This window comes from Ohtaekwangia koreensis (assembly GCF_900167975.1).
GTDB classification, from domain to species: Bacteria; Bacteroidota; Bacteroidia; order Cytophagales; family Cyclobacteriaceae; genus Ohtaekwangia; species Ohtaekwangia koreensis.
In genome coordinates this window covers 223,749-237,025 of the sequence record NZ_FUZU01000004.1, presented here as the reverse complement: position 1 = coordinate 237,025, position 13,277 = coordinate 223,749, and the positions used below count along the sequence as shown (strand labels likewise).

Below are 13,277 nucleotides of genomic sequence, written 5' to 3'. Positions count from 1 at the left end.
TTCCTGAATGCAACGGCTATGAAAAAGAGTATATATATCCTTTCACTGTTCGCAATACTAGAGGTGGCAGCATCCTGCAGTGAAGATCTATTGGATCAAAAAAATCCGAACTCACTAACGGTTACAGAGTTTTGGAAAACAGAACAAGATGCTCAGAACGGATTGAATGCCGCGTATGCGATGTTCTATAAAACAGGTTCATGGTCACGCTGGATGTACTTCCGGTATGATCTCACCTCTGACGAAGGTTTTAGCAACAGCCCTTGGACAGAGCTTGCCGACTGGACGCGTTTTCAATATGTAAACTATAATTTTTGGGAGGGGAATAATAACAGTTGGCGCGACCACTATAAAGCTGTGTTTCGTTGTAATCAAGTGTTAGCGAATGTTCCGCTGATTGAATTTGATGCAACGAAAAAAGAACGCATCCTCGCACAGGCGAAATTTCTGCGCGCGTTTTATTATTTCAACATGGCTATATTATGGGAAGATGTTCCATTGGTATTGGAGCCATCCGAACCCGATGATCTGCCGGTACAAAATACACAGGCAGAAGTATGGGCACAGGTTGAAAAAGATCTTACCGAAGCATCACAAGTGTTACCCGGCAAATGGGAAATAAGTGGTGAAGTAGGAAGACCCACGAAAGGCGCTGCATTAGCGTTACTTGGAAAAGCGCACATGCAACAACGTGAATGGCCTGAAGCAAAAGCTGCATTGGACTATCTGGTTACCGGAGAAGGTAAAGGATTTTACGGGCTCGTGCCGAACTATAAAGACAACTTCACGCATACCAATGAGAATAACATTGAGTCTGTTTTTGAGATTCAGTTTTCGGATGTAAACAAAGGTGGCGATGCAGACGACCCTAATGCTTCGATGGGCAATACACGTGCACAATTCTTTGCTCCCCGAAGTATAGGATGGTCTGATGGACAGGCGCGCATCTGGTTGGTAAATGAATTCAAGAATGAACCTGATGTAGATGGAAATATAGATGAGCGCTTACGTCACACACTATTTTATAGTTCGCTCGAGGCGGATTTCGGAGACAAGACGTATGGCAGAAGTTGGGAGTGGGGAGCGGATGAAGCCTGGTTCAGAAAATATCAGCGTGATTACTATCGCACCAATGAAGATTACTATTCACAGATAAATCAACGTGTCATCCGCTATGCAGATATACTCTTGCTCTATGCAGAAGTACTGAATGAACTTAGCACCACAGCCGATGCATACCAGTATGTAAATATAGTGCGTGCCCGTGCAAACATGGCACCGCTTGAAGAAGCGTATCCTGAGATCGGAACAGATTATGATAAATTCCTTGATCGATTGAAAACCGAACGTGTACTGGAGCTTGCAGGCGAGAGTTTCCGCTGGATGGATTTGAAACGTTGGGGCGATCTTACATCGCAGGAAGGTATAAATGAGTTGAAGACGCGTGATCCTGACTTCAATAATTTTGTATTGGGTAAACATCATCGTTTGCCACTTCCTCAAATCGAGGTGGAGAATAATACAAACCTCAATCAGAATACACCTTATTAATGGATTGAAGGGAAGCACACTATAGATCGTGCTTCTCTTTCGTCTTCATTTACTTTGCTAATCTTTATGGATGAAGTCGTAAAGCGAATTCATACGATCGCTTTTATTTTTTTGATCGTAAGCAGTTGTAAGAACGAAGACCATGCCGAACCGAGGACTATAGAATCGGAAGAACCGGTGGATGGTATACGCATTGCGTGGGACTATAAAACGCTCCGTCAAGTGTCTCCTGCAGAAGCCGGTTACGCGGGCTATGCGCGTATGATTAAACTCCACGATGGTACGCTGTTCTGTGTTTTTGAAAGTGATGGTAATACACAAGCCGTAACTAGCAACGATGGTGGTGAACACTGGAGTGAACCAGTGATGATTGCCGCGCGTGAAAATGATATAGCACGTGCCGTGCCGGAAGTTCTGCAATTGCAGGACCAAAGTATACTGATCTCATACAACCTGCGGCCTACCGGTAATAACACAAATCCTGACAAGCGATTTGCTATACAGGTAAAGCGCAGTGACGATGGTGGTAAACACTGGTCATCAGCTGTACAGGTATATACTGCCGGATATGAATTTAAGAATGGCTGTTGGGAGCCGGCCCAGATTCAGTTGCCCTCCGGAGAGATCCAGCTATATATAGCAAATGAAGGTCCCTATACACAAAGTGATGAGCAGGAGATTACGATGTTCCGTTCGGTTGATAATGGCACCACGTGGACAGCAGGGGAGAAGGTAAGTTTTCGAAGCGGCTACCGCGATGGTATGCCTGTACCATTGTTATTACAAAATAAACAAACTATACTTTTTGCCATTGAAGACAATGGTATAGATCCGGGAGAATTTAAACCGGTCATCATCCGCACAACGGCAAGCAACAGTTGGAACAACGCACCGGTGCTGGCATCCAGCACTGATCGTGAACATGCTTTGGATAAATTGAATCGCGTGCCGGTTACAAAGTATGCAGGAGCTCCCTATATCCGTCAGCTCTCTTCAGGTGAGGTATTGCTATCGTACCAGGGAAATGAGTATCGTAAAGACTACCAATGGGATCGCAGTGACATGATCGTGGCCATAGGATCTTCCGATGGGAGAAATTTCAACCGGAAGAGTATACCTTTTTATATATCCGATACCGCGAAAACTTCACTATGGAATTCCATCGCGATTGAAAATGATACAACGGTGATCGCGCTTGGTTCCACCAATGGGTTTGGAGACAAGACTGCCGTATGGATGATCAAAGGTCGAGTGCTGCGTCCCATAAAATCACATCGCGCGTTCATTACAGTTGATGGCTCAGAGTCAGAACCTCTTTGGAGCGCGGCACCTTCTGTATACATAGGCGGATACGGAAGCACCTCGGTTGAAATGCACACCGCATGGAGCGAAGATATGCTTTACCTGATGGCGGAGGTGAACGATACAAACGTATTTGCATCTTCCGGTGATGCGCAAAAAGATGATGGCATCCGGGTATATATTGATCCGAAGAACCTGGCCGCCAGAGCGCCTGTGGCAAATTTCTTTTCGTTCACGATGACGGCCAGTGGTAAAATATTTTATACACAAGGTAAAGATGGCCATTGGGTGGATTGGAATCCTGCCGGTGTTCAAACGAAAGTTGCGGCAACGGAGTCAGGATATAGTATAGAAGCCGCCATACCTTGGTCTGCTCTAAACGGTCGTCCTGAAAAAGATACACGCATTGGATTTCATGCCGAGTTACGCGAAACCTCAAACGGCATAAAGCATGATTATACAGAACCTCTATCGGGAAATGTTACCGATGCTCCCTATACGTGGTCGCCTTTATTTTTAACAGATTAGCATGATACAAAGATATATACTCAGGGTGCGATTGTTGATAACGGTGCTGATGATACTTGTACTGAAAACGGCAAGCTTGGCACAGACATTCTCCAACCCTATAGCAGACCTGGCAGATCCGCACATCACATACTATAACGGTAGTTACTACCTGACCGGGACGACCGGCAATAACATCACCGTAAAAAAGGCAGCAACACTCAATGCATTAAAATTTGCAGCCGGTGTTGTGGTCTTCACAGTTGCTTCAGGTGGACCGTGTTGTAATTTCTGGGCACCTGAATTGCATCGCATCGGTAACAAATGGTATATATACTATACCGGTGGAACAAACACAAACCTTGCTTCACAACGCACCTGGGTAATTGAGAACTCATCCGATGATCCGATAACAGGCACCTGGACTAACAAGGGGCAAATATTTCATCCTACTGAAGACTTTTGGGCGATTGACGGTTCGATTCTATCGCTGAATAATAAAAATTATTTCTTGTGGTCAGGATATAGCAATGAGTCTAACACCATACAGCGTATATACATAGCTGAAATGAGTAACCCCTGGACGTTGACCGGGCCACGCGTGTTATTATCGAGTCCGGACTATAGCTGGGAGCGAAATGGTGAAGTAAATGAAGGCCCTGTGGTAATGAAGCAAAATGGCAAAGTGTTCCTGGTGTATTCTGCGAGTGGCTGCTGGACCCCGGACTATGCGCTTGGCATGTTAACGATGAACGAAGCTGACAACCCGATGAATATAGCTTCGTGGACAAAATCCGCGCAGCCTGTTTTCAGTACCCGTGCTTCCGCGAATGCATATGGTCCCGGGCACAATGGTTTCTTCTCATCACCGGATGGGACAGAGATATGGAATGTATACCATGCCACAACGGTAGCGGCAGGCGCATGTAATTTCACGCGCACAACCCGAGCACAAAAGGTTGAATGGAAGCCTGATGGAACACCCGATTTTGGAGTGCCGGTAACAGCAGGCGATACACTTGCCGCCCCTACAGGAGAAATCGATGTACCTATATCTGTAACACTGCCGAATGGTATATATAGGTTTGTCTCCAAAGCCAGTACAAAGGTGCTGGACATTGCAGGATGCTCGGCAGGACTTGGTGCAGATGTAATTCAAAACAGCTGGTTCGGTAAGCGTTGTCAGCGCTGGAATGTGCAGGCAACGGGCGATGGCTTTTTTGTTTTGACATCGCTGCAAGGTGGATTGGCATTGGATGTAGCCGGTTGCTCAAATGATAATTTCGCCAATGTACAAACCTGGGCACCCAATGGTGCTCCCTGCCAGCAATGGAAAATAGAAGACGCAGGCGATGGCTCGTATCGTCTACTGGCGCGCAACAGTAACAAGGCGTTAACGGTAGTGACGAATTCTACTGCCGAAGGCGCTAATGTTTTGCAACAAGACTGGTCCGCTGCCGATGGACAACGCTGGTATATTATAGCTTCTGACGAAATAGTAACAGACTCCGAGGAAAATATAGCGGAATCTGTGTTCGTATACCCGAATCCTGTCAGGGGCTCTCTGGTCATAGAGAAAAAGCATTCTTTCATACTGCGCGAAGTGATGTTAACAGACCTGTTGTCCAGAACGGTATATCATGAACAGATTATCGATACAGAAGATGAGTCTGTTATAGATACCAGTAACATCCCTGGTGGTATATACCTGTTGAAGGTGCGAACGAATCAAAAAGAATTTACCATGAAAGTGATGATCGAAAAATGAAATATAGCATACTGTCCTTTTTTATTCTGCTAAGCATTAGCTCGTTTGGGCAGGCTGAATTTAAAAATCCATTACTTCCTTCCGGGGCCGATCCATGGGTTATCTATAAGGATGGATTCTATTACTATACTCATACGGTAGGTACGAAGATTAACCTATGGAAGACCAAAGCGCTCCAGGATCTTCGGGACGTTGCTCCTAAAACCGTTTGGACACCACCATCGAAAGGTCCTAATTCAAAAGCTATCTGGGCACCTGAATTACATTTCCTGGACGGCAAATGGTACCTATACTATACAGCTACCGATGTCAACAACGCTGGCGATGCCTCACGGTATATATTTGTGCTGGAGAATAAATCTGCTGACCCATTAAGCGGAACATGGATCGATAAGGGAAAAGTTAATACTGTATATTCCGGATTGGATGGTTCTGTATTTGAGCACCGGGGCCAACGCTACTTTATATACTCTGCGTATATAGGGCCACAAAGCGCATTGGTAATTTCCCGAATGAAAAATCCATGGACACTGGCTGATCAACAGATCGTGATTGCAAAGCCGACACAAGCATGGGAGAAATTCGGTGGTCGCGAAATCCTGGAAGGACCGCAGTTTCTCACTCATCATCAGAAGCAGGTATTCATTATATATTCCGCGAGCGCTTGTTGGGCTGATGAATATTCTCTGGGCATGCTCACGGCAGATGAAGCATCTGATCTTCTGAATCCATCTTCGTGGATAAAATCGACACAACCAGTGTTCAAACAGTCGCCCGAGAATAATGTATTTGCACCGGGTCACAATTCATTCTTCACATCACCGGATGGAAAAGAGCACTGGATTTTGTATCATGCCAATACAGGTCCGGGTCAGGGATGTGATCATCGCAGATCACCACGCATGCAACAATTTCACTGGAAAGAAAATGGTATACCTGATTTTGGGATACCGGTAAAAACAGATTCCCTGCAACCCGCGCCTTCTGCTGCTAAATAAACTTAAACAACATAGTCATGAAGTATATCATTTTTCTTTTTGTTGCTATAGGACTCATACGGTCGGCCTATGCGCAGAAATCCGAATCGTTTGATGGACTCCACATGAACCTCGGCAACCTATACCGGTTGTCGGATGCAAAGACACGTTCGATTAGTCCAGAGAATTTTACCGGTGAGCCCGGCAAAGGCGGAATGACGTTACCGGAAAAAGGAAGCGCAGGTCATGAGGCGCGCGAATTGGGACAAGGCTGGAAAGTAAATCCATTTATAGTCATCGAACCCGGCCAGACTTTTACACTTGCAGAGATCAACGGTTCAGGTGCTATACAACACATCTGGATGACGCCCACCGGCAACTGGCGCTATTCTGTTTTACGGTTTTATTGGGATGATGAAAAAGAGCCATCCATCGAAGTCCCTGTCGGAGATTTTTTTGGTATGGGATGGGGCGAATTTGCAACGCTGAATTCATTGGCGATTACAGTTAATCCGGGCAGCGCTTTCAATTGTTACTGGGTAATGCCGTTCCGGAAGAAATGCAGGATTACCATGGAAAATATAGCAACCGAAAAGATGCGCCTATATTACCAGATAGACTATACATTGACAGATGTCCCTGCGGATGCCGCCTACTTTCATGCACAGTTCAGAAGAAGCAATCCTACGAAAGGATCGATCTATACTTTGGTAGATGGTATCAAAGGCAAAGGACAGTATGTTGGTACGTATATAGCGTGGGGTGTAAATAACAACGGTTGGTGGGGTGAGGGTGAAATCAAATTCTATATGGATGGTGATTCAAAGTTTCCGACTATCAACGGTACGGGTACGGAAGATTACTTCTGTGGCTCCTATAATTTTGAAAACAAAAAGACGCACCAATACCAGGAATTCTCAACGGCTTATGCGGGGCTACACCAGGTAATACGACCTGATGGAGTATATACTTCGCAACAGCGTTTTGGAATGTATCGTTGGCATATTATAGACCCCGTGCGTTTTGAAAAAGAGTTGAAGATTACTATACAGGATTTAGGATGGCGCAGTGAAGGGAGATATTTACCACAGCAATCCGATATAAGTTCGGTCGTGTTCTGGTATCAGGCTGAACCGCATGCGTCATTTCCCAAGCTTCCGGTAAAAAATGACCTCGAAGTTAATTGATACTTTTACAAATGAATAGAGTTGCTATGATGAGAATGTATATATCTTTTTGTTTGGTGCTGTTAACCGTTACAGGCTTTGCGCAGTCAACGTTTACCAATCCGTTGCTACCATCCGGAGCAGATCCATGGAGTATATATAAAGATGGATATTACTATTATACCAATACCCTGGGGAATCGCATTGACATCTGGAGGACTAAAAACCTTGCTGATCTCAAAACGGCAGAGCGTAAAACAATCTGGATACCTCCTGCAGACACGTTATATTCAAAAGAAATCTGGGCACCCGAAATTCATTTCCTGCAAGGGAAATGGTATGTATACTTTGCTGCGGATGATGGTAAAAATGACAATCACCGACTATACGTGTTGGAGAATGCTTCACCGGACCCTCTCAAAGGAACGTGGACCTTCAAAGGAAGGATTTCAGACCCCTCTGATAAATGGGCCATTGATGGTTCTGTCTTTGAGCACAACGGGCAACTCTATTTGACTTGGTCGGGGTGGGAGGGCGACACCAACGGAAGGCAGGACTTATATATAGCGAAGCTTAAAAATCCGTGGACTATAGAAGGGAAGCGTGTTATGATTTCACATCCGGAACATGATTGGGAACGACACGGAGACCTGAATGATCCGAATAACCCACCGCATGTTGATGTTAACGAAGGCCCACAGTTGCTGAAAAATAAAGATAAACTATACATTATATACTCTGCGAGCGGTTGCTGGACAGATTTCTACGCTCTGGGTATGCTTACTGCTTCTGCCAATAGTAATTTACTGAATGCAGCTTCGTGGAAGAAATCTCTGCAGCCTGTATTCAAAGAATCTTCTGAAAACAAAGTATATGCCCCCGGGCATAATTCCTTTTTTAAATCTCCGGATGGAAAGGAAGATTGGATTTTATATCACGCAAATTCAGAACCGGGACAAGGTTGTGGTAAGCATCGTTCTCCGCGTGCGCAGAAATTCACCTGGAATCCGGATGGCACACCAAACTTCGGTATACCCGTACGTGAAGGAGCTGTGCTTGCTATACCCTCTGACAAGAAATAGTATATGCCGTATAGTAAATTATATATATGTGTAATAATGTTTTTCAATTGGATTTTGCTGACCTAGCTGTTGTACGCGTTGACCGGCTGCAGTATAAAGACGGCTGGCCTTTCATCGAAACACAAAGTCCGGGTATACAATCCAAACCAGTTCCTATTATCAGAAAGAAAATCAATACTAAATAACTATGAAACAAATCAGTAAACTACTGCTGGCAGTAGCTGTCAGTGCAATGATGTTCGCGGGATGTCAACGAAAGGAGACCGTTCAGGAGAAGGATACAACGGTACCGGTACCTGCTGTAAGGGAGATATGGTCGAAAGAGCAAGCCAATGAATGGTATAAGCAATGGGGCTGGCTGCGGGGCAGTGACTTCATTCCGAGTACCGCGATCAATCAACTTGAAATGTGGCAAGCTGAATCTTTTGATACCGCTACTATAAACCGCGAATTGGGCTGGGCTGAGTCGATCGGTTTTAATTCCATGCGTGTATACTTACATCACCTTGCCTGGGAGGTAGACTCCACCGGATTCAAGAACAGAGTAAATGAATACCTCAACATCGCAGACAAGCATAAGATCTCTACATTGTTTGTTCTGTTTGATGATTGCTGGAATCCAACCTATAAGGCAGGCAAACAACCAGACCCTAAACCCGGCATTCACAACTCGGGCTGGGTACGCGATCCTGGGGATAAAATTCATGAAGATTCAACACTATATATTACGCTGGGGCGGTATACGAAAGATATACTCTCCCATTTTGCAAATGATAAGCGCATTGTGTTGTGGGATCTATACAACGAACCCGGTAACTCCGGTTATGGTAACAAGTCAATGCGGCTGTTGAAAAAAGCGTTCCAGTGGGGGAGGGAAGTAAATCCTTCACAGCCCTTATCGGTTGGCGTCTGGAATAAAGATCTCGTTGATCTGAATCATTATCAGCTTGACAACTCAGATGTTACAACCTATCACAATTACGCTGAACCACAAGAGCATAAAAAATGGATCGATAGCTTGCGTACCACTGGCCGTCCATTAATCTGCACAGAGTATATGGCGCGTACACGCAACAGTCGTTTTGACAATGTGCTTCCCATGTTGAAGGAAGAAAATATAGGGGCCTATAACTGGGGATTGGTAGCGGGTAAAACCAATACGATTTATGCGTGGGACACACCGATGGCGGATGGTAAAGAGCCGAAGGTATGGTTCCATGATATCTTCCGTAAAGATGGTACACCCTACAGCAAGGAAGAAGTAGCATTGATCAAGAAGCTCACCGGAAAATAGCTTCATCACGACTTAAAGTATAGCATGAAAAAGAGTATTGGAAGACTCATTAGTAGGACTGGCCACTGAAGAAATAATACTTAATAACGTTTCCGGAAACGTTATTTTGGACTGGAAACGCGTGTTTTGTTTATAATGTCGCGTTGAATTCAGTACTTCACACCAGTCATTAACATTTTGGGTTAATTGATTGGTTAAGTACCGGAGATCGAAAGAAGTTTGATCTCCGGTTACTATTTAAGAGAACACCTAAACCGAATTTACTTGTGGAATTGACCGTGCAGGATGTACAGAGCAAGTTCAAAGAACTATACCAGAAAGAGCCGCTGGTAGTTCGCTCACCGGGACGCATCAACTTGATAGGCGAGCACACCGATTACAATGATGGCTTCGTAATGCCTGCGGCTATAGACCGCGAAACAGTTTTTGCGATCAGCGAATCAACCGATGGAAAGTCAGAGATATACTCCATCAAATATAATCAACATTATTCTGTAGATCTGAATAACCCACAGCCTGTGAAGGCTCCGGCCTGGGCGAATTATTTACTGGGCGTTATCCGTCAGTTTGTAGATAAAGGGTATACATTGAAACCATTCCGTTGTGTGTTTGGTGGAAATATACCCATGGGTGCAGGTTTGTCGTCATCCGCTTCTGTTGAATGTGGATTTGCTTTTGCGTTGAATGAATTGAATCATCATGCCATCGACAAGAAAGAGCTTATAAAAATAGCGCAGTGGTCGGAGCATAATTTCGTAGGCGTGAAGTGTGGCATCATGGATCAGTTTGCTTCCATGATGGGTTCTGAAAATCACGTGATCCTGCTCGACTGCCGTTCGCTTGAATACCGCTACTCACCTCTGGAGCTAAAAGACTTTACCATTGTACTATGCGATTCAAAAGTAAAGCACTCCCTGGTTGACTCCGAGTATAACACACGCAGAAATGAATGCGAGCAAGGTGTAGCGATACTTAAAAAATATTATCCTGCTATTAACAGCTTGCGCGATGCAACGGAAGACATGGTGCGCAAGCATAAAGATGAGTTGAAAGGAAAAGTATTTGATCGTTGCCTATATGTAGTGCAAGAGATCGCGCGTGTACAGCTGGCGAGTCAGGACCTCGAGCGTCATGATCTGAAAGCCTTCGGAGAAAAGATGTTTGAGACACACGAAGGATTATCGAAACTATATGAAGTAAGTTGTCCCGAGCTGGACTTCCTGGTGGAACAGGCGAAAGCTTTTTCAGGAGTATGGGGTGCGCGTGTAATGGGCGGAGGATTTGGTGGCTGCACCATCAACCTGGTAAAGAAAGAAGAAGTCGGTTCATTCCTGTCCACAGTAAGGCAAGCATACGCTGACCGCTTCGGCATTGCCATGGAAACCTATATCGTTAATATTAAAGATGGCACCAGCGTTAGCAAGTCAATCGAGAAAATTACTTTACATTAGGGCATGAAAAAAAAAGTATTAGTAACCGGTGGCACGGGATACATCGGCTCTCACACCGCAGTAGAACTTATTAAGAACGGCTTCGATGTAATCATCATCGATGACCTTTCCAATTCACAGGCAGACGTATTGAACGGCATTGAAAAGATCTCCGGAGTACGTCCTGAGTTTGTCGAATTCAATCTTTGTGATGAAGCAAAACTCACCGCCTTCTTCGAAAAAAATAAAGACATAGACTCGATCATTCACTTCGCAGCCAGCAAAGCTGTTGGTGAATCGGTAGAGAAGCCGTTGTTATACTATAAGAACAATGTGCTCTCCCTTGTGTTGTTGCTCGAAGCGATGAAGAAGTATCAAATTCCAAACATCGTATTTTCATCTTCATGCACAGTATATGGTCAGCCGGATAAGCTTCCGGTAACTGAAGCAACACCCTTTAAGCCTGCTGAATCTCCTTATGGAAATACCAAGCAGATCGGAGAAGAAATACTTCGCGACACCTGCCGCGTAAACAAAGATATACAGGCTATATCCCTGCGGTATTTTAATCCCGTAGGTGCACATGAATCTGCACTGATCGGTGAATTGCCAAATGGTGTTCCGGCAAACCTCGTTCCGTTCATTACACAAACCGCTGCCGGTATACGTCAGCAGTTAATGGTGTTCGGTAAAGATTATGATACTCCCGATGGATCAGCTATGCGCGACTATATACATGTGGTTGATCTTGCTGTTGCCCACGTTATCGCGTTGAAGAGGCTGATCGATAAGAAACAAAAAAGTAATTACGAGTTCTTTAACCTCGGCACGGGCAAAGGCTTAACAGTATTGCAACTCATCCAGGTGTTTGAGAAAGTAAACAATCTCAAGCTAAACTATAAAGTTGTAGATCGCAGAGCGGGCGATGTAGAGAAGATCTATGCAGATACTACACTGGCGAATAAAGAACTGGGATGGGAGACCAAACTTGGCGTTGAAGAGATGATGCGCTCAGCCTGGCAGTGGCAGCAGAAACTTGCTGCAAAAGTATAAATACCTCCATGGATGCAGGTGCTCTCTGGATGCACTTGTGAAATGGATTTTTAAAGTATATATCTGAAGAACGATGACGCAGTTTGATTTAAAGGATCATTCCCATAGACGCTATAATCCGTTGACCGGAGAGTGGATTCAGGTTTCACCACACCGTTCGAAGCGGCCGTGGCAAGGCCAGGTTGAGAAGACGGGTACGCAGACGCTGGTCGCATTCGATCCAACGTGCTACCTCTGTCCCGGCAACGTGCGGGCGAACGGAGAAGTGAATCCTGCCTATACTTCGACCTATGCGTTTACAAATGACTTCGCTGCATTGGTGGATGATGTTCCAACAGGTGAATTCCGCGACAGCGAATTACTCATAGCGAAAAGTGAAGCAGGAGTCTGCCGCGTTATTTGTTTCTCACCTCGTCATGATCTCACGGTAGCCGAAATGGATACGGCCGGTATCCGTAGCGTTGTAGACCTGTGGATTGAAGAGTATACCACGCTCAGCAAAAACAAGAACATCGAGTATATCCAGATCTTTGAAAATAAAGGTGCCGTGATGGGATGTTCCAATCCGCACCCGCACGGACAAATCTGGGCACAGCAATCTATACCTGTAGAGCCTGCTAAAAAGCAGCAGCACCAGTTTGAATACTTCAAACGTAAAGGCACTACTATACTTTCGGATTATTGGAATCTGGAGTTGAAATATAAAGAGCGTATTGTTTTCGAGAATGATCACTTTGCTGTAGTCGTTCCCTTCTGGGCAATATGGCCTTTCGAAACCATGATCATTCCGAAGCGTGCTATGGCCCGCATCACGGACATGACTGAAGCGGAGCGCGATACTTTTGCAGATGCCTATCGCAGAATGGCTGCACGTTACGATAACCTGTTTGAAGTGTCGTTCCCATATTCAGCAGGTATACATCAGGCACCCAGCGATGGTGAAGCGCATGCCGAATGGCATTGGCACATGGTGTTTTATCCTCCGTTGTTGCGATCTGCCACCGTGAAGAAATTTATGGTGGGATATGAAATGCTGGCCAATCCGCAAAGAGACATTACCCCAGAATTCAGCGCCGATCGCCTGCGTTCACTTTCTGATATTCATTTCAAAAATCGAGTAGTTTCTGAGATACCAAACCCCTAAGTT

General features: G+C 45.0%; 10 protein-coding genes. All 10 read left to right on the top strand.

Annotated features, from left to right (window positions below; translation table 11 throughout):
* The first annotated feature begins 18 nt into the window (after positions 1–18).
* The 10 genes from B5Y40_RS24385 to B5Y40_RS24340 all read left to right on the top strand — a co-directional run bounded on the left by B5Y40_RS24385 (position 19) and on the right by B5Y40_RS24340 (position 13,274).
* Positions 19–1,551, top strand: a complete 1,533-nt coding sequence (locus B5Y40_RS24385) for a RagB/SusD family nutrient uptake outer membrane protein (RefSeq protein ID WP_079689484.1) — start codon at positions 19–21, stop codon at positions 1,549–1,551.
* A 66-nt stretch (positions 1,552–1,617) separates the two neighbouring features.
* Positions 1,618–3,381, top strand: a complete 1,764-nt coding sequence (locus B5Y40_RS24380; RefSeq protein ID WP_079689483.1) for a sugar-binding protein — start codon at positions 1,618–1,620, stop codon at positions 3,379–3,381.
* Between the two features lies 1 nt (position 3,382).
* Positions 3,383–5,128, top strand: coding sequence for a family 43 glycosylhydrolase (locus tag B5Y40_RS24375; protein ID WP_079689482.1), 1,746 nt, complete (start codon positions 3,383–3,385; stop codon positions 5,126–5,128).
* Positions 5,125–6,126, top strand: a complete 1,002-nt coding sequence (locus tag B5Y40_RS24370; RefSeq protein ID WP_079689481.1) for a glycoside hydrolase family 43 protein — start codon at positions 5,125–5,127, stop codon at positions 6,124–6,126. The genes B5Y40_RS24375 and B5Y40_RS24370 overlap by 4 nt, the downstream gene beginning before the upstream one ends.
* 17 nt (positions 6,127–6,143) lie before the next feature.
* The gene (locus tag B5Y40_RS24365) at positions 6,144–7,292 is read left to right on the top strand and encodes a glycoside hydrolase family 172 protein (RefSeq protein ID WP_079689480.1); all 1,149 of its coding nucleotides are present in this window, start codon (positions 6,144–6,146) and stop codon (positions 7,290–7,292) included.
* 11 nt (positions 7,293–7,303) lie between these two features.
* Positions 7,304–8,353 (top strand): glycoside hydrolase family 43 protein, encoded by a 1,050-nt coding sequence (locus tag B5Y40_RS24360; RefSeq protein WP_245840752.1) that lies wholly within the window; start codon positions 7,304–7,306, stop codon positions 8,351–8,353.
* Between the two features lie 187 nt (positions 8,354–8,540).
* Complete coding sequence (locus B5Y40_RS24355) at positions 8,541–9,647, top strand: cellulase family glycosylhydrolase (protein WP_221408987.1); 1,107 nt, start codon at positions 8,541–8,543, stop codon at positions 9,645–9,647.
* 266 nt (positions 9,648–9,913) lie between these two features.
* The gene (gene galK / locus B5Y40_RS24350) at positions 9,914–11,098 is read left to right on the top strand and encodes a galactokinase (RefSeq protein ID WP_245840750.1); all 1,185 of its coding nucleotides are present in this window, start codon (positions 9,914–9,916) and stop codon (positions 11,096–11,098) included.
* Between the two features lie 3 nt (positions 11,099–11,101).
* Positions 11,102–12,130 carry a UDP-glucose 4-epimerase GalE gene (galE, locus tag B5Y40_RS24345; protein WP_079689478.1) on the top strand — a complete coding sequence of 343 codons (1,029 nt, stop codon included), beginning with the start codon at positions 11,102–11,104 and terminating at the stop codon, positions 12,128–12,130.
* A gap of 73 nt (positions 12,131–12,203) precedes the next feature.
* On the top strand, positions 12,204–13,274 hold the full coding sequence (locus B5Y40_RS24340) for a UDP-glucose--hexose-1-phosphate uridylyltransferase (protein ID WP_079689477.1): 1,071 nt from the start codon (positions 12,204–12,206) through the stop codon (positions 13,272–13,274).
* Positions 13,275–13,277 lie beyond the last annotated feature (3 nt).